At 74.9% G+C, this 24,909-nt stretch carries 21 protein-coding genes; 8 read left to right on the top strand and 13 right to left on the bottom strand.

All coding sequences use genetic code 11. From position 1 onward, the window contains the following. Positions 1-110: 110 nt before the first annotated feature. A complete protein-coding gene (locus LQ327_RS06925) occupies positions 111-785 on the top strand; it encodes a GNAT family N-acetyltransferase (RefSeq protein WP_230730788.1) in 675 nt (224 codons plus the stop codon). A gap of 64 nt (positions 786-849) precedes the next feature. Here LQ327_RS06925 and LQ327_RS06920 read toward each other — a convergent pair whose 3' ends face one another. The 9 genes from LQ327_RS06920 to LQ327_RS06880 all read right to left on the bottom strand — a co-directional run bounded on the left by LQ327_RS06920 (position 850) and on the right by LQ327_RS06880 (position 12,657). Further along, positions 850-2,010, bottom strand: a complete 1,161-nt coding sequence (locus tag LQ327_RS06920) for an N-acetylmuramoyl-L-alanine amidase (protein ID WP_308286264.1) — start codon at positions 2,008-2,010, stop codon at positions 850-852. A gap of 284 nt (positions 2,011-2,294) precedes the next feature. Continuing rightward, positions 2,295-2,621, bottom strand: a complete 327-nt coding sequence (trxA, locus tag LQ327_RS06915) for a thioredoxin (protein WP_230730780.1) — start codon at positions 2,619-2,621, stop codon at positions 2,295-2,297. Positions 2,622-2,694: 73 nt separating this feature from the next. Beyond that, entirely contained in the window at positions 2,695-3,705 is a 1,011-nt protein-coding gene (gene trxB / locus LQ327_RS06910) for a thioredoxin-disulfide reductase (RefSeq protein ID WP_230730769.1), read from the bottom strand. Between the two features lie 58 nt (positions 3,706-3,763). After that, positions 3,764-4,525, bottom strand: a complete 762-nt coding sequence (locus LQ327_RS06905; RefSeq protein WP_230730767.1) for an RsmA family anti-sigma factor — start codon at positions 4,523-4,525, stop codon at positions 3,764-3,766. Continuing rightward, positions 4,522-5,109 carry an RNA polymerase sigma factor SigM gene (gene sigM / locus LQ327_RS06900; protein ID WP_230733125.1) on the bottom strand — a complete coding sequence of 196 codons (588 nt, stop codon included), beginning with the start codon at positions 5,107-5,109 and terminating at the stop codon, positions 4,522-4,524. The genes LQ327_RS06905 and sigM overlap by 4 nt, the downstream gene beginning before the upstream one ends. Positions 5,110-5,199: 90 nt before the next feature. Next, positions 5,200-7,167: a protein kinase family protein gene (locus tag LQ327_RS06895; RefSeq protein WP_230730765.1), complete on the bottom strand. Its 1,968-nt coding sequence runs from the start codon at positions 7,165-7,167 to the stop codon at positions 5,200-5,202. A 170-nt stretch (positions 7,168-7,337) separates the two neighbouring features. Continuing rightward, complete coding sequence (gene murJ / locus LQ327_RS33720) at positions 7,338-9,794, bottom strand: murein biosynthesis integral membrane protein MurJ (RefSeq protein ID WP_269069169.1); 2,457 nt, start codon at positions 9,792-9,794, stop codon at positions 7,338-7,340. Further along, positions 9,791-12,175 carry a hypothetical protein gene (locus LQ327_RS06885; RefSeq protein ID WP_230730764.1) on the bottom strand — a complete coding sequence of 795 codons (2,385 nt, stop codon included), beginning with the start codon at positions 12,173-12,175 and terminating at the stop codon, positions 9,791-9,793. Before LQ327_RS06885 ends, murJ begins: the two co-directional genes overlap by 4 nt. Beyond that, entirely contained in the window at positions 12,172-12,657 is a 486-nt protein-coding gene (locus LQ327_RS06880) for an NUDIX hydrolase (protein ID WP_230730763.1), read from the bottom strand. Before LQ327_RS06880 ends, LQ327_RS06885 begins: the two co-directional genes overlap by 4 nt. Before the next feature lie 185 nt (positions 12,658-12,842). Between LQ327_RS06880 and LQ327_RS06875 the strand changes: the two genes are divergently transcribed. Then, positions 12,843-14,294: a CCA tRNA nucleotidyltransferase gene (locus LQ327_RS06875; RefSeq protein WP_230733121.1), complete on the top strand. Its 1,452-nt coding sequence runs from the start codon at positions 12,843-12,845 to the stop codon at positions 14,292-14,294. A gap of 118 nt (positions 14,295-14,412) precedes the next feature. Next, positions 14,413-15,012 (top strand): hypothetical protein, encoded by a 600-nt coding sequence (locus LQ327_RS06870; protein WP_230730762.1) that lies wholly within the window; start codon positions 14,413-14,415, stop codon positions 15,010-15,012. Here LQ327_RS06870 and LQ327_RS06865 read toward each other — a convergent pair. Next, positions 14,895-16,394 (bottom strand): MFS transporter, encoded by a 1,500-nt coding sequence (locus LQ327_RS06865; RefSeq protein ID WP_230730761.1) that lies wholly within the window; start codon positions 16,392-16,394, stop codon positions 14,895-14,897. The genes LQ327_RS06870 and LQ327_RS06865 overlap by 118 nt on opposite strands. 122 nt (positions 16,395-16,516) lie before the next feature. Between LQ327_RS06865 and LQ327_RS06860 the strand changes: the two genes are divergently transcribed. Both LQ327_RS06860 and LQ327_RS06855 read left to right on the top strand, forming a co-directional pair. Further along, positions 16,517-17,143, top strand: a complete 627-nt coding sequence (locus LQ327_RS06860) for a YqgE/AlgH family protein (protein ID WP_230733119.1) — start codon at positions 16,517-16,519, stop codon at positions 17,141-17,143. A 77-nt stretch (positions 17,144-17,220) separates the two neighbouring features. Continuing rightward, the gene (locus LQ327_RS06855; RefSeq protein ID WP_230730760.1) at positions 17,221-17,721 is read left to right on the top strand and encodes a DUF427 domain-containing protein; all 501 of its coding nucleotides are present in this window, start codon (positions 17,221-17,223) and stop codon (positions 17,719-17,721) included. Between the two features lie 12 nt (positions 17,722-17,733). Here the strand turns inward: LQ327_RS06855 and LQ327_RS06850 are convergent, their stop codons facing one another. Further along, the gene (locus LQ327_RS06850) at positions 17,734-18,234 is read right to left on the bottom strand and encodes an SdpI family protein (protein ID WP_230730759.1); all 501 of its coding nucleotides are present in this window, start codon (positions 18,232-18,234) and stop codon (positions 17,734-17,736) included. Between the two features lie 134 nt (positions 18,235-18,368). Between LQ327_RS06850 and LQ327_RS06845 the strand changes: the two genes are divergently transcribed. Next, the gene (locus LQ327_RS06845) at positions 18,369-21,302 is read left to right on the top strand and encodes a leucine--tRNA ligase (protein WP_230730757.1); all 2,934 of its coding nucleotides are present in this window, start codon (positions 18,369-18,371) and stop codon (positions 21,300-21,302) included. A gap of 120 nt (positions 21,303-21,422) precedes the next feature. Beyond that, positions 21,423-22,394 (top strand): hypothetical protein, encoded by a 972-nt coding sequence (locus tag LQ327_RS06840; RefSeq protein WP_230730755.1) that lies wholly within the window; start codon positions 21,423-21,425, stop codon positions 22,392-22,394. 112 nt (positions 22,395-22,506) lie between these two features. On the opposite strand, the gene LQ327_RS06835 is transcribed toward LQ327_RS06840, so the two are convergent. Beyond that, positions 22,507-23,580 carry an inositol-3-phosphate synthase gene (locus LQ327_RS06835; protein ID WP_230730753.1) on the bottom strand — a complete coding sequence of 358 codons (1,074 nt, stop codon included), beginning with the start codon at positions 23,578-23,580 and terminating at the stop codon, positions 22,507-22,509. A 140-nt stretch (positions 23,581-23,720) separates the two neighbouring features. After that, complete coding sequence (locus LQ327_RS06830) at positions 23,721-24,326, bottom strand: PadR family transcriptional regulator (protein WP_230730751.1); 606 nt, start codon at positions 24,324-24,326, stop codon at positions 23,721-23,723. A gap of 162 nt (positions 24,327-24,488) precedes the next feature. Here LQ327_RS06830 and LQ327_RS06825 point away from each other — a divergent pair, with 162 nt between their 5' ends. Beyond that, positions 24,489-24,896 (top strand): DUF5318 family protein, encoded by a 408-nt coding sequence (locus LQ327_RS06825; RefSeq protein ID WP_230730750.1) that lies wholly within the window; start codon positions 24,489-24,491, stop codon positions 24,894-24,896. Positions 24,897-24,909: the final 13 nt, after the last annotated feature.

Raw genomic sequence — 24,909 nt, 5'->3', positions numbered from 1 at the left:
CGTATTGTCGACGGGGCCGTGGGAGGGTACGCATGCCCTCCTGCAGGACAGGGCGAGGCGGGGACGTGACCGGCGCACCGGGGCCGGCCCGCGATCGGACGGGAGTGTCGGTGTCGCGAGAGTGTGTCGGGGTCACCCTGGACAACATCGACGAGTTGCCCAAGGGCTGCCGTCGGTGCGTCTACTGGGAGCTCCCGCCGCACCTGGGCGCCCAGGCCGAGGAGTTCGGCACGCTGGAGCTGGAGAAGGAGGCCTGGGTCTCCGGGGTCCTGCTCGAGTGGGGCTCCTGCGGGCGGATCGCCCACGTCGAGGGGGTCCCGGCCGGCTACGCGTTCTACGCGCCCCCGGCCGCCGTCCCCCGCGCCGCGGCCTTCCCGACGGCGCCGGTGGGCGCCGACGCGGTGCTGCTCTGCGGCCTGCACGTGGTCCCCGACTTCAGCGGGAGCGGTGTCGGTCGGCTGCTCGTCCAGGACGTCGTGCGTGACCTGTCCCGGCGCGGGGTGAAGGCGCTGGAGGCGTTCGGGGACACCGCGGACCGGCCGCGTGGCGAAGCCCACGGCCGCACCACCGACGACACCCCGAGCTGCGTCCTACCCGTGGCGTTCCTGCGCGCGGTCGGGTTCAAGACGGTCGCCCCGCACCACCGCTGGCCGCGCCTGCGGCTCGAGATGCGCACCGGGTTCTCCTGGAAGGAGGACGTCGAGGCGGCGATCGCCCAGCTCCTGGGGTCGGTGACGGTGACGACGGCGCCCGCCGCCCCGGTGGGTGCGCCGGCGCCTCGCTAGCGCTGCGCGCATGTGAACGTTTTTGGTCGCTGGAACGACCAAAAACGTTCACATGGCCGGAGGCCTACGCCCCGATCGGGCTGCCTTCCTCGCGCTGGAGGATGTCGGAGAACGTGAACGTGCCGGTCGGCTTGTCGTTCTGTCCGAGCAGGTAGAGGCGCTTGACGGCGACGAGGATGCCCTCGGCGACGACGTCGCGGAACGCCGGGTCGAGCAGGGCCGCCCGGTCGCGGTCGTTGGTCAGGTACCCGATCTCGACACGGACCGCGGGCATCCGGGTCAGCCGCAGCAGCTCCCACGGACGCGGGTGCACCCCGCAGTCGAGCATCCGGGTGCGCGCGAGCAGCTCGCGGTGGATGTACCCCGCCAGCGCCTCGCCGACGGTGGAGGTGGCGCCGGTCCCGGTCCCGAAGTGGAACGCCGCGAGCCCGTTGGCCGCGGGGCTCGGGTTCGCGTCGACGTGGAGCGAGAGCACCACGTCCGCGCCCGCCGAGTTCGCGAACCCGGCCCGCTCGGCGTCCGAGGGGCAGTCGTGCGGCCCGTGCGAGAGCAGCGCCTCCATGCCGGCCGCGGACATCCGCCCCTCGAGCCGCCGCGCGATGTCCGACATCAGGCCGGCCTCGGTGACCCCGCCCGCGGCGACACCGGGGTTCGGGCCGCCGTGACCCGGATCGATCACGATGCGCTTGCCGGAGAGCCGGGGTCCGGCGCGGTGCAGGCGCTCCTGCTCGCGCAGCAGGCCCGGACGGCCACCGGTGACCTTGCGGCCCAGGTAGCCGAGGTGGCGGAGGGTGCGGGGCCCGCAGATGCCGTCGGGCGCCATCCCGTAGTCGCGCTGGAAGCTGCGCAGCGCCTGCTCGGTCTGGCGGCCGAACACGCCGTCGGCCCGCCCGGAGTCGTACCCGAGCTCGAGGAGGCGCTCCTGGAGGGCGAACACGTCGTCGCCCGTCATGATGTTCGAGGCCTGCAGGCAGAGCATGCGGTCGCCGAGCGACCAGCGGGCATCGCGCAGGGCCCGGTAGGTGGCCGGGCCCACGATGCCGTCGGTGATCAGGCCGCGGTTCTGCTGGAAGGCGCGGACCGCGTCCTCGAGGGCTCCGTCGAAGCGTCCGGGTTCGGGGGTGGGTCCGCCGGATGCCGGCGGCTCGACCAGTCCCAGCGCCTGGAGGGCTGCGCGGACCTCGGCGACGGCCGGACCGGTGTCGCCGCGGCTCAGCAGCTGCATTCCGTCGCTCCCGTCCCCTTCACGGACTTCCTGACGGTGACCCGACATGGCGTCCGGACACCCACGTGAGCGTGGCCGAACTGACCGTCCCCTCGGTTCACCGGGGTCTCATTGTGCCTTGCCGACCCGTCAGCACCCGGCATCGGGCCCGTGCCGGAGGGTCACGGTTCGGGCTCACCGCCTCACGGACCGGCACCGCGGGAGGGGTCGGCCATCCGGCTCCGGACATGCCGACGCCGGGCCCGGACGGGGTCCGGACCCGGCGTGCGGGTGTCGGGAACGGCTCAGCTCAGGACGTCGGAGAGGTCGTTGAGCAGCGCGGCCTTCGGCTTCGCGCCCACGATCTGCTTCACCGGCTTGCCGCCCTGGAACACGATCATCGTCGGGATCGACATGACCTGGTAGTCGCGCGCGGTCGCCTGGTTCTGGTCGATGTCCAGCTTGGCGACGGTGAGCTTGTCACCGTGCTCCGCGGCGATCTCCTCGAGGACCGGCGCGACCATCTTGCAGGGACCGCACCAGGTCGCCCAGAAGTCGACCAGGACGGGCTTGTCGCTGCTCAGCACCTCGTCGGAGAAGGTGGAGTCGGTGACGGTGACGGGGCTGCCCATCGTGGGATCCTCCTGTAGATCGTCGGTCGAGCGGGTGCTCGGTCGGGTGTCGGAACGGGGTTGACGCGGGCGCTCAGGAGCCGACGGCGTCGAGCTCCGGGGTGAGCTCGGAGTCCACGGTCGGCTTCGGCGAGGTCTCCGGCGTCGGGGTGGCGGACTGCTCGGCCAGCCAGCGCTCGGCGTCGATCGAGGCGGTGCAGCCGCTGCCGGCCGCCGTGACCGCCTGCTGGTAGGTCTTGTCGGTGAGGTCGCCGCACGCGAACACGCCCGCGAGGTTGGTGTGCGTGCTCGGCGTGTCGACCAGCACGTAGCCCTCGTCGTCGGTGTCGACCTGGCCGGACACCAGCGTGGAGCGCGGGTCGTGGCCGATGGCGACGAACATCCCGGTGACCTCCAGCGTGTCCTCCTCGCCGGTGACGACGTCGCGCAGCCGGACCCCGCTGACGGCGTTGTCCCCGAGGACCTCGGTGACCACGGCGTTCGTCCGGAACGAGATCTTCTCGTCCTTCCGGGCGCGGTCCAGCATGATCCCGGAGGCGCGGAACTCCTCGCGACGGTGCACGATCGTCACCGATCGGGCGAAGCGCGTGAGGAACGTCGCCTCCTCCATCGCGGAGTCGCCGCCGCCGACCACCACGATGTCGTGGTCGCGGAAGAAGAAGCCGTCACAGGTCGCACAGGCGCTCACGCCGTGCCCGAGGAGCTTCTCCTCGCCGGGCACGCCGACGTAGCGCGGTGCGGCGCCCATGGCCAGGATCACGGCCCGCGCGCGATGGGTCGCGCCGTTGACGGTGACCGTCTTCACGTCACCCGTCACGTCGAGCGCGTCGACGTCCTCCGGGCGCAGCTCGGCGCCGAACCGCTCGGCCTGCCGGCGCATCTGGTCCATGAGCTCCGGGCCCTGGATGCCCTCGGCGAAGCCGGGGTAGTTCTCGACCTCGGTCGTCGTCATGAGGGCACCGCCGAACTGGCTGCCCTCGAAGACCACGACGTCGAGCTGTGCCCGCGCCGAGTAGGTCGCCGCGGTGTATCCCGCCGGTCCGGAACCCACGATGATCACGTCGTGGATCGTCTGCTCACTCACGCCCGCTGCAACGTCCGCCACGGGTCCAGGATTCCCCACGGCCCGTGCTGATCAGCACTCACCCGCCCACCGTGAGGTCGACGAGGGTCGACGGGCTCCCGGGCGCGCACGCCGGACCGACGGCGAGCAGCCGGAACCGCGCCGCCCGCCCGGTCGGCAGGACCAGCAGCGTGCCGGGGGTCCCGTCGACGAGCACCTGCCGGCTCCCCACCGGCACGGTGTCGGCCGGGAGACCGTGCGCGACCAGGCACGCGGAGCGGCGGGCCGGGTCGGACAGCGGCCCGGGATCCCGTGCCCCGAGACCACTGCGCAGGGCCCGGACCGGGTCCGCGCCGGACACCGGCACCGGGCTCGGGGTGCTCGCCGGACCCGTCGTCACGGGGGGCGCGGCGGTCGGCGCCGGGCTTCCGGGCGAGGAGGTCCCGACGGCGAGGCCGGCCACCACGGCGGCCGCGACCGCCAGGGCGACGACGCCCCCGGCGACGACCCGGCGCCGGCGCGACGGCGGGCCGGGTCGTCCGGGCGGGCGGGACCGGGTCCGACCGGCGCGCAGGGCCCGGGGCTTGGGGTGGCCGGGCCCGCCGGCGGCGGTCGCCGGGGGCCCGCCGGCGGACCGTTCAGCGGCGAGCGCGGCCTGCATCCGGGATGCGAAGTCCTCGGGCGGGCGCGGAGCCGGCGCGGCGCCGAGCTCCGCCCGGGTGCGCTCGAGCGCCGCGAACAGGTCCTCCTCGCCCGGCCGCGGCGCCTCGCCGTCGCCGTGACGGCGCGCCGCGTCGTCGGTCGCCGGGTCCTCCCGGCCGCCGCCGTATCCCTCCGTCATCGCTCACCTCCCGCACGGCTCGACACGTCGCCTCCCGGGGGTTCGACGTCCGCGGGGCCGTCGTCGTTCCCTGCGCCGGGACGCAGGTGCCCGAGGAGTACCGCGAGCCGGTACCGACCCCGCGCCGCCCGGCTCTTCACCGTCCCCTCCCGCACGCCCAGGACCTGCGCGGTCTCGGCGATCGAGAGTCCCTCCATGTCGATGAGCACCACCGCCGCGCGCTGGGCGAGCGGAAGCCGCCCGAGGGCCTCGTCGACCGCCAGGACGGTCATGCGGTCCGCCATCGGGTCCCGGGGCATCGGCAGGTCGGCGTCCTCGTCCAACGGGTCGGCCTGATGGCTGCGCCGCCGCCGGACGCGGTCGAGGCAGGCGTTGAAGACGATCCGGTGCAGCCACGTGGAGACCGAGGCCTCGCCGCGCCACCGGGCCGCCGCGCGGAAGGCGGACAGGAACGCCTCCTGCACCGCGTCCGAAGCTTCGTGGGAGTCCCCGAGGGTGCGGACCGCGAACGCCCACAGGCGCTCCCCGTGCCGGCGGAAGATCTCGTCGAACGCGCGGGTGTCGCCCGCCACGTGGGCGGCCATGAGCTCCTGGTCGGAGCGTGGGTCGGCCACGCAGCGGACGCTAGACGCGGCCCGCCCGGGAAGGGTGCGGTTCGGACGAACCGGGCCCGATCAGCTCCCGCCGATCACCGTGACCTCGGCGATCTGGCTGCGGTACTGATCGCCCGACTGGGCCAGCCCGGTGATCCAGACGAGCAGGTTCCCGGTCGGGGCGGGCATCGCCTGCAGCGGGATCGTCGTGGTGTCCCCGGACACCGTGCCCGTGCCCAGCAGCTGGGTCTGCGCCAGCGGGACGTTCGGCGCGGCGGCCGAGCGGATCTCGATCTTCGTGCCCGGGCTGGGCGACCGGATGATCACCTGGGAGACCTTGGACGGCGTCCGGAAGGTCGTCATGAGCCCGATGCCCTGCTTGAGCGAGGGGAACTGCTGGTCGTACTGCGAGGTCGACCAGGTCGAGCCGGGGTCGTTGTCCGCCGCCCGGCCCACCTTGCCCGGGTCGTCCGGGTCCCCGGAGGGGTCGTACACCGCGATGCTGGACAGCTGCACCGGCCCGGTGGGCGCGGGGGCGGGCGACGGGGCGGGGGCGGCCGGCTGCCCCGGTGTCGCCGGTGCGGCGGCGGGCGCGGCGGAGGTGGGGATGACCAGCGGTGGTCCCGACGAGGGTCCGCCCCCGACGAGCGAGACGGCCTGGAACGCGACGAACCCGATGATCGCCAGGACGGCCACGACCAGCAGCGTCACGCCGATGCGCAGCTTGCGGCGGGTCGCGGGGTCGCGCTCCTCGGGGGCGTCGTCGTCGTCCGGGTGCCAGACGGTGCTCCCGCCGTCGTCGAGCTGGACGCCGTCCTCGGTCAGCGGCAGCAGCACGCCGTCGTCCTCGGCGCCCTCCCGCAGCTGGCGCACCAGGCCGTGCACCGCGGCCGCGGTGCGGATGCCGCCGGTGTCGTCCAGGGTCCGGTCGACGAGCGCGGCCAGCCCGACGGGGAGCCCGGGCCGCAGGTCACGGACCCCGACGGGGGCCCCGGAGGCGGTCCGCGTCGCGGCCTTCAGACCCGCGGGGGTGCTCCCGTCGGCGGAGGGCCAGCGGGCGGTGAGCAGCAGGTACAGCGCGCAGCCGAGGCCGCGGACGTCGTCGTCGACCGTCGCCTCGCCGCGCGGCATCGGGAACGCCAACCGCGCGTTCGCCCGGGCGGTGACCCGGACGCGCTGCGGGTGGTCGATCCCGAGGACGAGGCCGGCGCGGTGGGCGTCGGCGACCGCCTGCGCGAGCGGCTCGACCACCCGCAGTGCGGCGCTGGGGCTCAGCGGGCCGCCCGCGACGAGCTCGGCGAGGTCGCGGCCGGGGGTCCACTCGGCGACCGCCGCGCCCAGGACCCCGGAGGGCAGCCGGGTCGAGCCGGGCTGGATGACGTCGAGCACGCGGGCGGCGTGGCGGTGGGAGAAGTGGGCGGAGCGGGTCGCGCGGGAGAGCGCCGACGACGCCCGCGCGTCGGCCTGCCAGCCGCCGACCAGCAACGTCATCGCGACGTCGCGCTCGAGCGTGGTGTCCCGGGCCCGCCACAGCACGGCGTCCGCGGAGCGGTCGCGGCCGACCTCGGCGACCAGCCGGTAGCGGTCGGCGATGACCGTGCCCGGCACGATCGCGCCGCCGCGACCGACCGGGATCGGGCCGGAGGCGGGAGCGCGCGGGCCCCACGGCGCGGCCGGACGGCGGCCGGAGGCGCCGTTCCCCTCGCGCCGCCCGGAGTCACCGCGGCGTCCCGGGCTGGGTCGGCCGGTGCCGCCGCGGCGGCTGCCGCCCGGCATGAACGTCGTCGGGCCGTCGATCCCGGGGCTGCCGCCGCTCACCGGGGGGACGGCCGTCGTCGGGGAGTCGTCGTCGTTCGCGGACGGGCCGTCGGGCGCCTCGCCCGGGCCGGTCGCGCCGTCCTCGAGGTGCTCGCCGGCCGGGGTCTCGCCGTCAGGGGCGGGGTCGGGCGGCATCTCGTCCTCGTCGGGGGCGTCCACCGGTCCGGACGACTCGGCGACGGCGCCTCGCGGTGCCCCTGGCGCGCGGCGGCCGGCCATCGCGTCGTCCACCCCTCACCTCCGGCGCATTTCCGACACCCCCGGCGCAGCCTCGTACCCCGGGCCGCGCACCCCTGTTCGGGGCCCCGAGCGTACGGGACACGGGCCCGGGCGTCGTGGACCCGGCGCGTCCCGGCGACACCTGTCACGACGGGGCAACCCCCGGGGCCGTGACCTGCCCGTCACCGGGCGACGAGGCGACGCAGGCGCGAGACCACCGGGTCGAGCTCGGGGACGCGCAGCAGCCGCATCGCGACCACGAGCACGCCGAGCGAGACGAGCCCGCCCACACCCACGGACAACCAGGCCTTCGCGATCGTCCCGGCACCCCCGAGGAGGCGTTCGAGCAGGGTGACCACGACGACGGCGGTCAGCACCGACACCACCGAGGCGATCCCGGTGAGCAGGATGGTGCGGGCGACCCGGCGGGTGTCGAGCCGGCCGATCCGGTGCCGCAGCCAGATGTCGCCGACCACGAGGCCGACCACGAACCCGAACGCGTTGACCGCGGCCAGGCCGAGCACGACCTGGTCGGGGGCCAGCAGGACGGGGCACAGGTACGCGAGCGGCACCTTCACCGCCGTCATGATCACCATGATCAGCGTCGGCGTGCGGGCGTCCGCCATCGCGTAGAAGACGCGCAGCTGCAGCATGACCACGGCCATCGGCAGCAGTCCGAACGCCGAGGACGCCAGCGCGGCGCCGAGGGCCTCCGCCGACGCCCCGCCGGACTTGCCGACGGAGAACATCGCGACGCCGAGCTGCGAGCCGAAGACGGTGAGGATGACGCTCACCGGCAGCAGCGTCACGGTGGAGAGCCGGGAGCCGAGCGAGAGGTCCTCGACCACCTGGTCCAGCCGGCCGTTCGCCGCCGCCGCGCTCATCCGCGGCATGAGCGCCGTCAGCAGGGAGACCCCGAGCACGCCGTAGGGGACCTGGATGAGCAGCCACGAGTTGGAGTAGATCGACGGGCCGCCGTCGCTGGCGTTGAACGCCACCCGCAGGATCACGGTGAGCCCGATCTGGCTCACCACGACGTAGGCGATGACCCACGCGGCGAGGCCGCCGAACGAGGACAGCCGCGGGTCCCAGCCGAACCGCCACCGCCAGCGGAACCCGGTGCGCCGCATCGCCGGCAGCATCACGGCGGCCTGCAGCAGGATGCCGACGGTGCTGCCGACGCCCACCACCAGCAGCTGTGTGGTGCTGATCGGGCTGCCGTCGGTCGGGCTCGGGAGCACCCAGTAGATCGCCAGCGAGATGAGCACGACGACGTTGTTGAGGACCGGCGCCCAGGCGGCGGGCCCGAACACGGCGCGCGCGTTGAGGATCGCGCCGAAGAGCGCTCCCATGCCGTAGAAGAAGATCTGCGGCAGCAGCAGGTAGGCGAAGTCGGTGGCGAGCGGCCGGTTCGCCTCGTTCTCGATGTAGGGCTGGATGAGCAGGGGCGACGCGAGGACCGCGATCACCGTCGCGACGAACAGGACCACGGCGGCCCCGGTCAGCAGCTTCTGGGCGAACCCGTCGCCGTCGTCGCCGTCCTCCTTCGCGGCGCGGACCAGCACCGGGATGACGACGCTGGTCAGCACGCCGCCCAGCAGCAGCTCGAAGATGATGTTCGGCAGCGTGTTCGCGATGTTGAACGAGCTGCCGACCAGCCCGAGGCCGATGGTCGCGGCCAGCGCGAGCGTGCGCAGGAAGCCGGTGAGGCGGCTGACGAGCGTCGCCACCGCCATCCCGCTGGAGGCCTTGACCAGCGAGGAGTCGTCCCGGTCGTCGCTCGGGGTGCGGGGCGCCGGGACAGCGGGCGCGTCCTGCTCCAGCGGCGGGCGCGGGAGCAGCACGGTCTCGTCCGGCGAGTCGCCGACGGTCCAGGAGGCGAGCGGGGCGGACCGGTCGGTCCCGCCCTGGGTGGCGAGGGCCGCCATCCGGGCCGTCGCCTCCTCGACGCGGCCGGGCACGACGTTGGTCTCGGTCGTCCGGTCGGCGGGCGGGATCGCGGCGCGGCCCGGGAGCGCCCGGCCCGGCACGGTCTCGGCCTCGGGGCCGGCGGGATCGATGGGTCGGGTCGCGCCCGGGTCGGGCGCGCGACCGCCGGCGGGGGACCCGGGTCCCCCGGGCGGGGGTCCGGCCGGGCCTCGTGGCGGGGGACCGGGGGGACCCGATCCGGGCGGCCCCGGTCCGCGCGGCGGCGCCGCCGGTCCACGGCCCGGCGGCGGGCCCTGTCCGGGAGCCGGACCGCCCGGGCCACCCGGACCGCGACCGGGACCCCGGCCGGGCGGTGGTCCGGCCGGACGGCCCGGAGCACGCCCGTCCGGCGGACCGGGCGGCGGCGCGCCGGGCCCGCCGCGCGGCGGGAACGGCCCGCGGCCGTCGCGCAGCGGCTGCTCGGGGGCACGTCCGGGCGGCCCGGAGGCCCGGGTGACCGGGTGCTCGGGGGCGGGCGGTGGCGGCACGATGCCGTCGGCCGGTGGCGGCGGGGGCGGCACGACGGCGAGGTCGTCACCGGGGGCCGGCGCGCCGGAGCGCCGGCCGTCGGGACCCTGGTCCTCGGGGTCGCGGTCGTCCGGTCGGCCGGGGCCGTCGTCGGGACCCGGGCGCGTCGGATGGGGCGCGCCGCGGTCGGGGCGCGCGGTCATCGGTCCTGCAGCTGGCGGCCCGGTCCGCCCGTCGAGGTGTCCCCGTCCTGCGCCGCCCCGCCCGTCGTCGGGCCGGTACCCGTCGTCGCCGTGCCGTCCGGATCCACCGTCGGGATCGGACCGGTCGCGTGCCGCGGGCTGGGCCGGGACCGCCGGTCCTGTCGCGCCCGGCGCACCCGGCGAGCCACCCGCAGGCTCGCCAGGGTCACCAGCACGACGGCTGCGGACGCGGTCAACCACACCGTGATGGTGCCGTAGGCGGTCGATCGCAGCAGCAGACGACTCGTCGGCCCGAGTGAATCACCCCCGGGCGTGCGAGCCGTGGCGTCCACCGTGAACTGCCCGGAGCGCCCGACGTCGAGCGCCACCTGGAACTGCACGCTCCCGAACGCGGGCACCTGACGCACCGGGACCGGGGACACCCGCACGCCCGGGGTCGGCTCGAGCGCGACCGTGACGTCCACCGCGACCGGCAGCTGGTTCTCGACCGTGAGCAGCAGCGGCGCGTCGCTCGACCCGAGGGAGTACGTGCCGGCCGGCTGCACCACCCGGACCAGGCCGCGGAGGGTGTGCATCTGCGCGGCGACGTCGTTCGCGGCGGCCTGCTGCAGCGCCGGCTCCCCCCGTCCGGCGGCGGAGAGGCTGCGCAGCAGCGCGCCGGTCAGCGGTTCGACGTAGTCCGACGGCGTGGGTGCCCCGGTATGGTCCTGCCGGCTCGCGGCCAGCAGATCCCGCTGGTCGTCGCGCACTCCGCGGATCTCGTCGAGGACGGCCGTGGACTGGTCGGAGACCCCGGACCGGTCACCCGGGCCCAGGACGACGGGCGGGAGCGCCGCGCCCCGCGCCGCTCCGGTGGTGAGCAGCGTGCCGGCGTCGACGGGGACGGTCAGGCCGCGGCGGGCGAGGTCGCCGACGCCGCTGAGCAGGGCACTCGCCTCGGCCTCGTTCGCGGCCCAGTCGGCGGGCGGGGCGAGCACGGTGGTCGCGGGGACCGGGGTGGGGGCCAGCGCCCGGAGGGTGACGACGCCCAGCGCGTCCTCGGTCGAGAGGCCCGCACCGGTCCCGGCCGGGCTCGTCGAGCCGTCGGACGCGGTGGGCCGGGGCGCGAGGGCCTCGCGGGCGAGCGGGTCCGTGGCCAGGGCGAGCGGGGCGGCGCCGCTCTCCCCGGCGAAGCGCCCGACCGCGCCCGGCGGGACCCCGCCCGCGAGCGTCGCGCCGTCGAGGACCAGCGACCGGGCGCCACCGCCGGCGAGGTCGGCGAGGCTGCGCTCGTCGACCAGCCCGCCCGCGGGCACCGTGGCGTCCGGCACGACGGGCGTGCCGAGCAGGTCGGCGACCCGGCGCTCGCCGAGCGTGCGGGCCGCCGTCGTGAGGTCGCTCATGTTCCCGCGGGAGGTCGCGAGCAGGTCGGCGTTCGCGTAGGGCAGCGCCACCACGCAGCGGCCGCGCGCGGCGTCGCGGACCGAGGCGAGCCACGCGCCCGCGGCCGCCGCGCCCGCGCCCGGCCGGGAGCCGGTGGGCGTGCGCACCTGGTAGCCGCCGCTCATGTCCGCGGCGGTCTCGAGCAGGTCGGCGTCCACCGCGAGGCAGACCGACGCGGCGGCGGGGCTGCCGAGCGGGGCGGAGCGGTCGAGCGCGGCCACCAGGCCCTCGAGGCGGCCGCCGGGGGCGAACGAGGTCGCCAGGCTGTCGTCGGCGAGCAGTGCCGGGGCGCCCGGCGGGACCGGGAGGCGCCGCGGCTGGTCGGCCAGCGGCCAGAGCACGGACGTGGTGGGGGCGCGCCCCGGAGCCGGGACCGGCGCGCCGGCGCCGCCGGGCACCCCGGTGACGGGCAGCAGCATCCGGTCGGACGCGACCCGGGCGGGAGCACCCGCCGTCCCGGGGGTGCCGTTGACGTCCACGACCAGCGGGTACACGCCCGGCGTCGCGAGGGCCAGCGACGAGTCGGCCGGCCCGCGCAGCGGTACACGGACGGTGAACGGCACGTCGGCCTCGGGGTCCAGTTCCTCGGCGACCGGGGTGAACGCCGGGGCCGCCCCGCCGGGCCCGTCCGCGGACACCGACCCGTCGAGGGCGTGCCCGACCTCGCGGTCGGTGGCCACCGAGTCGCCGCGCTGCACCCGCACCCCGACGTCGCGCACCGGCGTCGCGCCGTGGTTGTCGACGTGACCGGTGACGACGAGCTCGGGCGGGCCGTCCGAGGTGACGATGCGGGGGACGGTGCTGTCGAGGGTGAGGGTCACCGACCCCGGCGTGGCGTCCTGGGCGGCGGCGAGCCCCGGCAGGAGCAGGACGAGCGCGGCCACGACGCCGACGACCAGGACGGCCCCGCCCCGGACGAGGACCCGGTCGGCCCCCGCCGCGGGTCCTCGGGGGATCACGCGGACTCCTCCAGGATCTCCGCGGCCAGCCGCACCAGCCGCCGTTCGTCGGCGTAGGCCAGCCGGGAGCCGAGCTCGGCCAGGGGCACCCAGGCGACCTCGGTGACCTCGACGTCCTCGTCGGAGAGCTCGCCGCCCCGCGCCGAGAGCAGGAAGTGCTGCACCGTCTTGTGCACGCGCCGGTCCTCGGCGACGAACCAGTAGTCGATGCTGCCGAGCGGGGCCTGCACGGCCGCGATGATGCCGGTCTCCTCCTCGACCTCGCGCACCGCCGTCTGTTCCGCGGTCTCGCCGTCCTCGATGTGCCCCTTGGGCAGCGACCACAGCAGCCGGCCGCGCCGGTCGAGCCGCCCGATCAGCGCGGCACAGCCCCGTCCGGAGTCGACGACGAGCCCGCCGGCCGAGTACTCGTCGACCGTGCGCATGCGTCGCCGCGGGCCGCGCCGACGGCGGTCGGCCGAGCGTCGCGACGACGGAGGCATTCCGCGATCGTACGGCCGACGACGGACCGGCGGGGGTGTCGCACCGGGCGGTGGGCGGGCGGTGACACGGTCGTGGGTGGGGAGCCGCGCGCGGGGTGGTGGGCCGGGTGACCGTCCTGTCCGGGTTAAGCTGTCTCGCCGTGCCATCAGCCGCTCAGACCGCCTCGCCGACATCGCCGTCCGCCCTGTCAGGGCCCGGGAATGCGCAGCGCGCGACCCCGGACGGCGGTCAGACTGCGGTGGTGGAGCTCCTGCGGTACTCCCCCGTGGCCGACGAGCTCGGCCGCCGGTTCGCCGAGGCCGGGCACCGCCTGTACCTCGTCGGCGGCAGCGTCCGGGACGCCCTGCTCGGCCGGCTCTCCAGCGATCTCGACTTCACCACCGACGCGCGCCCGGCCGCCGTCAAGAAGATCGTCTCGGGCTGGGCGGAGGCGGTCTGGGAGACCGGGATCGAGTTCGGCACCATCGGCCTCGCCCGCCACGGGGTGACCCTCGAGGTCACGACGTTCCGCGCGGACTCCTACGACGGCGTCACCCGCAACCCGGTGGTCGCCTTCGGGGACACCGTGGAGGGCGATCTCGTCCGGCGCGACTTCACCGCGAACGCGATGGCCGTGTCACTGCCCGACCGCACGTTCGTCGACCCCTGCGGCGGGCTGGCCGCGCTGGCCCGCGGGGTGCTCGACACGCCGGTCGAGCCGGAGCGCTCCTTCGACGACGACCCGCTGCGGCTGCTGCGGGCCGCCCGCTTCGTCTCCCAGCTCGGGTTCGAGGTCGCGCCGCGGGTGCGCGAGGCGATGAGCGCGATGGCCCCGCAGCTCGCCCGCATCACCGCCGAGCGGGTCCAGGCCGAGCTCACCAAGCTGATCCTCGGCGCGCACCCGCGGCGCGGGATCGAGCTCATGGTCGACACCGGCCTCGCCGACGTCGTGCTGCCCGAGGTCCCGGCGATGCGCCTGGAGATCGACGAGCACGCCCAGCACAAGGACGTCTACGAGCACTCGCTCACGGTCATGGAGCAGGCCATCGACCGCGAGGCCGACGGCCCGGACCTCACGCTGCGCCTCGCCGCGCTGCTGCACGACATCGGCAAGCCGGCCACCCGCAAGGTCGAGTCCGGCAACCGGGTCAGCTTCCACCACCACGAGGTGGTCGGCGCGAAGATGACCCGCAAGCGGCTGCGGGACCTGCGCTACCCGAAGGCGCTGGTCGACGACGTCTCCCAGCTGGTCTTCCTGCACCTGCGCTTCCACGGCTACGGCAAGGGCGAGTGGACCGACTCCGCCGTCCGGCGCTACGTCACCGACGCCGGGCCGCTGCTCGACCGGCTGCACAAGCTGGTGCGCTCGGACTCCACGACGCGCAACAAGCGGCGGGCGGCGGCGCTGCAGCGGACCTACGACGACCTCGAGGAGCGGATCGCGCGGATCTCCGCCGAGGAGGACCTCGCGCGGGTGCGCCCGGATCTCGACGGCAACGCGATCATGGAGCTGCTCGGGGTGGAGCCCGGTCCCGTGGTGGGCCGTGCGTGGCGGCACCTCAAGGACGTCCGCCTCGAGCGGGGGCCGCTCGACCGCGACGAGGCCGAGGCGGAGCTGCTGGCCTGGGCGCGCGCGGAGGGGATCCTGTCCGAGTAGGGGTGCTCCGGTTGCCAGCGATGCGGCGTCGCTGACGCTGGACGTCAGCAACTCCACATCCTCGGCGGCGGCCCCGCGAGATCCGGAACCGCCGGGCACCGGCCCGCGTCGACATCCCGTGCGCTACCACTTCGGCACCGGTCACGGGCCCGTGCACCGGCACGCCTCGCCCGCCGACCTCGACCTGCCCGGCGGGGCGGTCGCCGGGCTCGACGCGGTCCGGCTCGACTTCGACGGCGACGGGCGGGTCGACGACGCGCTCTGGGACTCCGACGGCGACGGCGTGGCCGACCGGGCGGTGCTCGACCTCGACGACGACGGCCGCCCGGAGCGGATCTTCGCCGACCCGTCCGGCCGCGGGGTCTGGGACACGCCGGCCGATGCGGCGGTCGGCGGCGCGGTCCGGTTCAGCGACGTCCGCGGCCGGGAGGCGTCCACCCGGGCCGTGATCGACACCGACGGCGACGGGGTTCCCGACGGGGCCGTCGTCGAGGCCGACCACGACCCGGCGACCCGCGAGACGGTGTGCGACCTCGACGGCGACGGGACCGCCGACCAGCTGCTCGTGGACGCGGACGGTGACGGCCGCGCCGAGCGGGCCTACGCGACGTCCGACGCCGGCTCGGCCCGCTGGGACGTGCTGCTCACGGACGTCGACGGCGACGGCGCGGTCGACCTCGTGGCGACCGAGGGCGCGCCGGGCTGGCTGCCGCCGTGAACCTCACCGGCCTGCCGGGACCCGCCGTCGGGACCGCGGGTGTCGCCGGGGTGCCGCCCGGTCCGCAGCGCGACCTCGTGGACGACCAGTCCGAGCAGATAGATGCCCGCCGAGACCGCGATCAGCGGGACCGAGCGGCCGTTCAGCGGCGAGAACAGCGCCGCGGCGGCGACGGCGAGGACGTAGGTGACGTTGAAGACGGTGTCGGAGAGCGCGAACACCCGGCCGCGGTGCGCGTCGTCGACCTCGCGCTGGACCGCGGCGTCCGAGCAGAGCTTGATCGCCTGCCCGACGAGCCCGAGCAGGAAGGACGCGGCGAGCAGCGTGGGCATCGTCATCGGCAGCCCGAACGCCAGCAGCGCGGCGGCGGCGAGCACCAGCATGATCCGCACCGTCGCCGGGCGGCCCAGCCGCGCGGTGAGCCAGGGCGTGACGACCGCGGCGACGCCGAGCCCGGCGGCGGCGACGGCGACGGTCTCGCCCAGGCCCGCCATCCCGGCTCGGAACGGGCCCCAGTCGGTGAGGCCGTGGCGCATGAGCAGCAGCATCACCAGCGTCGCGACGCCGAACGCCAGGCGGTGCGCCGCGACCGCCCAGAACGCCGCCACGACGCCGGGTGCGGACCGGGCCGCCCGCGCGCCGTCGGCCAGCCCGTGGGCGACCGCACCCACCGCCCGGACCGCGGTCTCGTCGGGGGCGGCACCGTCGGGCCCGAGCGCGCCGCGGACGAAACCGAGCGCGACGACGACGATCACCGCCGAGCCGACCACCGACGCGGCGGTCGCGATGCCCGACCCGGCGTCGCCCGCGCCGATCACCCCGGTGAGGGCGAACGCGCAGGACGCCCCGACCGCGGCGGCCACCGCCCCGCTCGTCGTGACCAGCGAGTTCGCCGCTACGAGCCGACGGGGCGTCACGACGTGGGGAAGGGCCGCGGAGAGGCCGGCCTGCACGAACCGGCTGACCCCGATGGTCGCGAGCGCCCCGAGATAGAGCCACGCGCCGGTCACGCCCGCGGCCACCACGGCGGCGGTGGCCAGCGTGAGCACCGCCTTGCACAGCCCGGCGACGACGAAGACCCGGCGCCGGTCCCAGCGGTCGAGCAGCGCGCCCGCGAACGGACCGACCAGCGAGTACGGCAGCAGCACGACGGCGAGGCCGAGGGCGACGAGCACCGGGTCGGACTGGCGTTCGGGATTGAACAGCACCGCTCCGCCGAGGGCGGCCTGGAAGACGCCGTCGCCCCACTGCGCGCCGAGGCGGACCACCAGCAGGCGCACGAATCCGGGGTGGGCCGCGAGCTCCCGGCGCCGGATCCGGGGAGTGTCGGCGTGCCCGGGCACCGTCGAGCACTGCTCCGGTGCGGAGGGAGGAACGGGCACGACCCGTGACGCTACGCGCCCGCCCGGCGGAACGGACTCGGGTGCCCGGACCGGACTCCGTCCCCCTCCGTCCGGACGGGAACGAGGGGTGTGACGAGGGGGTGGCCCGGCTGCCCGGCGTCATGGCGGAGTGCCACGATGGGGTCGTGGCCGAGGGAACGAGAGACGAGCCCACCGAACGCTCGGCCGACGCCGTCGAGGCGGGCACGCTCCTCGTCGCCGCCCCCGCTCTCACCGATCCGAACTTCGTCCGCTCGGTGGTCTTCGTGATCGACCACCGACCCGAGGGGACGCTCGGGGTCGTGCTGAACCGGCCGAGCGAGGTCGCCGTCGGTGACGTCCTGCCCGCCTGGGGGCCGTACACCACGCGCCCGAACGCGATCTTCGTCGGCGGCCCGGTGGAGCAGAAGACGGCGCTGTGCCTGGCCGCGCTGCGGACCGGGCAGGACCCGGAGCGGACCGAGGGCGTGGTCGGGGTGCGGGGTCCGGTGGCGCTGGTCGACCTCGACGGCGACCCGGGCTCGCTGGCCCCCCGGGTGCGCGGCCTGCGGGTGTTCGCCGGCTACTCCGGGTGGGACCGCGGGCAGCTCGCGGGGGAGATCTCACGCGGCGACTGGTACGTCGTGCCCGCGCTGCCCGACGACCTGCTCGCGCCGGTGCGCCACGACCTCTGGGGCGGTGTCCTGCGCCGCCAGGGCGTCCCGCTGGCGCTGCTCGCGACGCACGTGTCGGAGCCGTCGCGCAATTAGCTGCGCACCTGCGTGCCCTGTCGGCGTGCTGTGTCTCTGCCGTGCCAGGACACGGAAACGCACGCACACTCGGCGGGGTGGGCATCACGCGGGAGCAGCCGGGACCGGGCCAGGAGTCGGTGTGGGACTACCCCCGGCCGCCGCGTGCCGAGCGGGACACCCGCCGCGCCGTCGTGACCCTCGCCGGCACGGTCGTCGTCGACACCGCCGACCTGGTGAGGGTCCTCGAGACCAGCCACCCGCCGACCTTCTACCTGCCCCGCACCGCGTTCGCCGAGGGCGTCCTGCGGCCGGCGCAGCGCCGGACGGTGTGCGAGTGGAAGGGCACCGCGCGCTACGTCGACATCGTCGTGCCGGGGACGGTCCTCGAGGCGGTCGGCTGGTGGTACCCGGAGGGCGACGTCTCGGCGACCTATCCGGAGCTCGCCGACCGGGTCTCGCTCTACCCGGCGCCGTTCGACGAGATCACGCTCGACGGCGAGCGGGTCGTCCCGCAGCCCGGCGGGTTCTACGGCGGGTGGATCACCGCCGACGTCGTCGGGCCGTTCAAGGGCGGCCCGGGGAGCTGGGGCTGGTAGGGCGGTAGCGCCTCAGCCGTCCTCCTCGCCCGCCGCGGCGCCGGCCCGCGGGCACAGCGCGCACGCCCCGCCGCAGGCGCCCGCGGTCGTCCCGCACGCATCGGCCGGCTCCTCGCTCTCCTGGCCCAGCGTGCAGGGACCGGAGGCGCGGCTCTCGGCCTCGAGGGTCTCGACCCGGTCGGCCTCGGCGTAGCGGGCGCCGACGCTGCCGCCGACCCCGAGCAGCGTCACCAGCCCCACGAGCCCGACGACGAGCAGCGTCACGCCGGCCGCCGTCGTCGGGGCCAGTACCGCGGCGGTCCCGGCGCCGACCCCCACCACGCCCGCCGCGACGAACGCGGGTGCCGCGACGCGGTTGGCGCGGCGGAACGAGTCCACCCGCGCCATCGTCCAGCTGGTCCGCACCCCGATCACACGGTTGCGGCGCAGGCGGTGCGTCGCCGCCAGGATCCCGACGACGAGGACGGCGGCGGCGGCCACGACGAGCACGGCGGCCAGGACGGGGACGACCATGCCCCCAGAGTAGGCTCGACCTTCGAGAGACCCGCGGCCAGACGTCCGCCGTCGGCGCGGGCCGCCCCGGTCGCCGTCGCACCCGTCGTGCGGGCGCCGGGCGCAGCGCATCCGTGGTGACCAGGAGGAACGCCGTGACCGCCCAGCCCGACGTCGCCACCGCCGACGCCGACCGACGCGGCACCCCGCCGTTCCGCTACACGGCGGCGCTGGCGAGCGACATCGAGGCCCGCTGGCAGGACCGCTGGGAGGCCGAGCAGACCTTCTCGACGCCGAACCCCGAGGGACCGCTGTCCGACGGCGAGACGCTCGACCCGGCCGAGAAGTACTACCTGATGGACATGTTCCCGTACCCGAGCGGTGCGGGACTGCACGTCGGCCACCCGCTGGGCTTCATCGGCACCGACGTGCTCGGCCGCTTCATGCGCATGACCGGGCGCACCGTGCTGCACACCATGGGCTTCGACGCGTTCGGGCTGCCGGCCGAGCAGTACGCGGTGCAGACCGGGACGCACCCGCGCGCCACCACCGAGGCGAACATCGAGCGCTACCGCGCCCAGATCCGCCGCCTGGGGCTGGCCCACGACAAGCGACGGTCGGTCTCCACCACCGACATCGAGTTCTACCGCTGGACGCAGTGGATCTTCCTGCAGATCCACGGGTCGTGGTTCGACACCGAGATCGGCCGGGCCCGGCCGATCGCCGAACTCGAGGCCGAGTTCGCCGCCGGGACCCGGTCGCTGCCGGACGGCCGCGCGTGGTCGGAGCTGACCCGGCCGGAGCAGGACCGGACGCTGGACGGGTACCGCCTGGCCTACCTGGACGACGCGCCCGTGAACTGGTGCCCGGCGTTGGGCACGGTGCTCTCCAACGAGGAGGTCACCGCCGACGGGCGCTCCGAGCGCGGCAACTTCCCCGTCTTCCGGCGCCAGCTGCGTCAGTGGATGATGCGGATCACCGCCTATGCGGACCGGCTGGCCGACGACCTGGACGGCGTCGACTGGCCCGACTCGGTCAAGTCCATGCAGCGCAATTGGATCGGCCGTTCCCAGGGCGCGTCGGTGCGGTTCCGCGAGTCGGTGTCCGGTCAGGACATCGAGGTCTTCACGACGCGGCCGGACACCCTGTTCGGCGCGACGTACCTGGTCCTGGCCCCGGAGCACCCGCTGGTCGACGCGATCGTGCCGTCGGCGTGGCCGTCGCCCGGCGGCGAGGCAGCCCTGGACGGCCGGTGGACCGGCGGCGCGGACAGCCCGACGGCGGCCATCGCCGGCTACCGCAGCGTGGTCGCGTCCCGGTCGGACCTCGAGCGCCAGGAGGCCCGCGACAAGACCGGCGTCTTCACCGGGGCCTGGGCGGTCAACCCGGTCAACGGCGAGGAACTGCCGGTCTTCGTCGCCGACTACGTCCTGATGGGCTACGGCACCGGCGCGATCATGGCGGTCCCCGGCCAGGACCAGCGCGACTGGGACTTCGCGAGCGTGTTCGGCCTGCCGATCCGCCGGACGGTGCAGCCGCCTGAGGACTTCGACGGCGAGGCCTACGTCGGCGCGGGCGCCGCGATCAACTCGGCGAACTCCGAGATCTCGCTGAACGGCCTGGGCGTCGACGAGGCCAAGGCCGCGATCATCGGGTGGCTGGCCGGGCGCGGGGACGGCGAGGCGGTCGTGCAGTACAAGCTGCGCGACTGGCTGTTCAGCCGCCAGCGCTACTGGGGCGAGCCGTTCCCGGTGGCCTACGCCGCGGACGGCGAGTCCGACGGCGGGCCGTCCATCCCGCGCGCGCTGCCCGAGTCCGACCTGCCGGTGCTGCTGCCCGACGTCGACGAGTACGCGCCCAAGACCTTCGCGCCCGACGACCGCGACTCCGCGCCCGAGTCGCCGCTGGCCCGCGCGACGGAGTGGACGTCGTTCTCCGAGGACCTGGCGTCGGACCCGGAGCGTGCGTGGGCCCGGTACGTCCGGGAGACGAACACCATGCCGCAGTGGGCCGGCTCGTGCTGGTACCACCTGCGCTACCTGGACCCGACCAACACCGAGCGGTTCGTCGACCCCGACGTCGAGCGGTTCTGGCTCGGCCCGCGCCCCGAGGTCTTCGGGCCCGACGACCCCGGCGGGGTGGACCTCTACGTCGGCGGCGTCGAGCACGCGGTGCTGCACCTGCTGTACGCGCGGTTCTGGCAGAAGGTGCTGTTCGACCTCGGCTACGTCTCCGCGTCCGAGCCGTTCCGCCGGCTGTTCAACCAGGGCTACATCCAGGCGTGGGCCTACACCGACTCGCGGGGGGTCTACGTGCCCGCCGAGGAGGTCGTGGAGGAGCCCGGGGGTGGATTCACGTGGAACGGTGAGCCGGTCTCCCGGGAGTACGGGAAGATGGGCAAGTCGCTGCGGAACGTGGTGACCCCGGACGAGATGTGCGCGACCTACGGGGCGGACACCTTCCGGCTCTACGAGATGTCGACCGGGCCGATGGAGGCCTCGCGCCCGTGGTCGACGCGCGACGTCGTCGGCTCGCAGCGCTTCCTGCAGCGCGTGTGGCGGCTGATGGTCGACGAGAACAACGGGTCGCTGCGGGTCGCCGACGCCGGCGAGCCGTCGCAGGAGACGCTCCGCCTGCTGCACCGCACCATCGACGGGGTGCGCGCCGACTTCCCGGCGATGCACTACAACACCGCGGCCGCCAAGCTGATCGAGCTGGCCAACCACCTGACGAAGACCTACCCCGAGGGCGGTCTGCACCGGTCGGTCGCGGAGCCGCTGGTGCTGATGCTCTCGCCGCTGTGCCCGCACCTGGCCGAGGAGCTGTGGTCGATGCTCGGCCACCCGCAGTCGCTGGCCTACGCGCCGTTCCCGGTGGCGGACGAGGCGCTGCTGGTCGAGGAGTCGGTCGAGTACCCGATCCAGGTCAACGGGAAGGTCCGCTCGCGGATCACGGTGCCGGCGTCCGCGTCGGAGGACGAGGTGCGGGCCGCTGCGCTGGCCGAGGAGAAGGTCGTGGAGCTGCTCGAGGGGGCGGAGCCGCGCAAGGTGATCGTGGTGCCCGGCCGCCTGGTGAACATCGTCAAGTAGCCCGGGCTCTTCCCCCTCTTGCCCTCTGCACGAGGGGAACCCTCGCGCTGCTAGAGCGACCGGATCCTCCCCTCGCGAAATCAAATGGATCCGGACAGCCCAGAGCTGCGTCACCAGGACGTGCCGAAGAGAGCGAAAATCGACTGGCGCGCCGTTCGCGAGGCGGCGCCACACGGGGCGATCCGCCGGGCCGAGCTCGCCGAGCTGGGCGTCGGATCGGGCACCGTCGCCGCTCGGACGAAGTCTGGGATGTGGGAGCCGGGCCTGCGCGGGCAGGTCCGGCTTCAGTCAGGGGCGCCGACCGAGGAGGAGCGCCTCGACAGTGCACTACGGCTGGCGGGCGAGGGAGCGGTGATCAGTGGCGCCGCCGCCTGTCGGCGCTACGGGCTGACGAAGCTCCCCGAGGGGCCGACGCTCCTCGTTCTCGTGCCCCACGAGAGGCGCCGGAGCGACGACGGGGACGTGGTGCTCGAACGCACGCACAGGCCGCCCCCCGCAGTCGTCCGGGGCGGGTTCCCGTGCGCGCCACTGGAGCGCGCCGTCCTCGACACCGCGCGCCGAATGCGCCGCCTGGACCCGGTGCGGGCGCTCATCGCCGAGGCCGTGCAGCGGGGGTTCACGACCGAACCACGGCTCTCGGCGGAGCTCGCGGTGGGCAGCCAGCGCGGTAGTCGCTTCCCGCGGATCGCGCTCGTCGAGATCCGCGACGGTGTCCGGTCGGCCCCGGAGGCGTGGGCTCGCGAGATCGCGCTCGAGATGGCCGCCGAGGAGTCGTTCCCGCGGGTCGAGTGGAATCGGGCGATCCATCTGGAGACCGGCGAGCGGCTGTTCGATCCGGACGGGTGGATCGACGAGGTGGCGGTCGCCTGGGAGATCGAGTCCGTCGAGTACCACCTGTCACCCGAGGACCAGGAACGCTCCTATCGCCGGCGCGCGCTGATGAACCGGCACGACGTGGTCCTCGTCGAGCACCGGCCGAGCCGGTTGCGCACCGCGAAGGACGAGGTCAAGGCCGACCTTCGAGCCGCCTACGAACGCGCCGGGCGGCGCCCGCGTCCGCCCCTGGTCGCGCGTGAAGCTGAGGCCAGGTGAGTCGCTCCATCCATACGAGGGCTCCCCTCGCGCTGGGACGACGCCCAGACGCGAGGGGAGAATCCCGTCGCTCTAGCAGCACGAAGGTTCCCCTCGTGCGGGACGGAGGGGCTCAGTCCTCGCCGCGGATGAACGACTCGACCCGGTCGTACGCCACCGAGTCCCGGTACTGCTCGGGCGGCGACTTCATGAAGTACGACGAGGCACTGAGCAGCGGGCCGCCGATCCCCCGGTCCTTCGCGATCTTCGCCGCGCGCACCGCGTCGATGATGATCCCGGCCGAGTTCGGGGAGTCCCAGACCTCGAGCTTGTACTCCAGCGACAGCGGCACGTCCCCGAACGCGCGGCCCTCGAGGCGGACGTAGGCCCACTTGCGGTCGTCGAGCCACGGCACGTAGTCCGACGGCCCGATGTGGACGTTGCCCTTGCCCATGTCGCGGTCGACCTGCGAGGTCACCGACTGGGTCTTCGAGGTCTTCTTCGACTCCAGGCGCTCGCGCTCGAGCATGTTCTGGAAGTCCATGTTGCCGCCGACGTTCAGCTGCATCGTGCGGTCGAGCTGCACGCCGCGGTCCTCGAACAGCTTCGCGAGGACGCGGTGGGTGATCGTGGCGCCGACCTGGGACTTGATGTCGTCGCCGACGATCGGCACGCCGGCCTCGGTGAACTTCGCCGCCCACTCCGGGTCGGAGGCGATGAACACCGGGAGCGCGTTGACGAACGCGACGCCGGCGTCGAGCGCGCACTGGGCGTAGTACTTGTCGGCGTCCTCGCTGCCCACGGGCAGGTAGGAGACGAGCACGTCGGCGCGCGACTCGCGCAGCGCCGCGACCATGTCGACCGGCTCCTCGTCGGCCTCGGTGATGATCTCGCGGTAGTAGCGGCCCAGCCCGTCGAGGGTGTGCCCGCGCTGCACCGTGACGCCGGTCGGCGCGACGTCGGCGATCTTGATCGTGTTGTTCTCGCTGGCGGTGATGGCCTCGGCGAGGTCACGCCCGACCTTCTTGGCGTCCACGTCGAACGCGGCCACGAACTCGAGGTCGCGCACGTGGTAGCCGCCGAAGTCGACGTGCATGAGCCCGGGCACACGGGTGGCCGGGTCGGCGTCGGCGTAGTACGTGACGCCCTGGACCAGCGATGCGGCGCAGTTGCCCACGCCGACGACGGCCACTCGGACCTGACCCATGGATGGTCTCCTTCGCTCTTCGTGCCCCGGTCGACGGTCGGTGTCGGGGCGTGTCTGACGTGCAGGTGTCGTCCTGCGCGGTGGATGGGGTGCAGGGGTACCGGGCTGGACGTCGACGTCCGCTCCGGCGGCCGGGCCGCTCAGCCCGACGGACCCACGGGTCGGTCGGGGTGCTCCGGTCTGTGCTCGGGCGTGGCGGCCTGGCCCAGCGAGCGCTCGTGGTCGATGAGCTCGTTGAGCCACCGGACCTCGCGCTCGGTCGTGTCGAGGCCGATCCGGTGCAGCTCGCGGGTGTAGCGGTCGATCTGCTCACCGGCTCTGGTCATGGTCGTGCGGAGGCCGTCGCGCCGCTCCTCGACGCGCCGTCTCCTGCCTTCGAGGATGCGCATGCGCACCTCCGCGGGGGTCCGGGAGAAGAAGGCCAGGTGCACGCCGAAGCTCTCGTCGTCACAGGCCTGCGGACCGGCCTCGGCGAGCAGTTCGTCGAGTCGATCTTTCCCTTCCGCGGTGATCTCGTACACCCGCCGGCCACGGCGGCCCCAGGTCGGGCGGACGGCGCCCGCCGCGGCGGACTCCGGGTCCCGCTCCGCGATGAGCCCGGCCCGCTGGAGGCGGCGCAGGGTCGGATACACCGAGCCCCACGAGAACGCGCGCAGCGATCCGAGCCGGGCGTGGAGCTGTTTGCGCAGCTCGTAGCCGTGCATCGGTGCCTCGTGCAGGAGGCCGAGGACCGCGAGCTCGAGCACCGCGCCTCCCCTCCCGGAACGTCCGCACGTCCGCGCGACCGGCCACCCCGTACGAGCAACCTCTCGTCCCACCATATCGCGCCGATACATCGACGTGGAGTGCGAGGATCTCGTCACACGACGGCAGCGCACCGTCGGGCGACGCTGGCTACGCTGAGGCGCGTGCGAACCCCCCGCCAGGTCGTCGACTACGCGTTGCGTCGTCGCGCGCATCTCGCCGACGTGGCCGCGGGGCGCATCTCCGGTGAGGACGCCTGCGACGCCGGGGCGTACCTGCTCCAGGCCGCCACCTATCACGGTGTCCCGACGACGACGCCGTGCCCGCTCTGCCGCCGCGACGAGGTGGTCAACGTGTCGTGGGTCTTCGGTGAGCGGCTCGGCCCGGTGTCCGGTTCCGCCCGTTCGGGCGACGAGATCGCTCGACTGGACGACGCGGCCGGCGAGTTCACCGTGCACGTGGTGGAGGTCTGCCGCACGTGCCGTTGGAACCACCTCGTACAGTCCTACGTCTTGGGAGCGGACGACACCTCGGGTGGCGGCCGCCGTCGGCGTCGAACGGCCTCGCCCTGACGCCGGCGGGGGC

It is taken from the genome of Actinomycetospora endophytica (assembly GCF_021026375.1).
In the GTDB taxonomy this organism is placed as follows: domain Bacteria; phylum Actinomycetota; class Actinomycetes; order Mycobacteriales; family Pseudonocardiaceae; genus Actinomycetospora; species Actinomycetospora endophytica.
The sequence above is the reverse complement of the archived record's forward strand: the minus strand, read 5'-3'. Positions and strand labels throughout refer to the sequence as shown.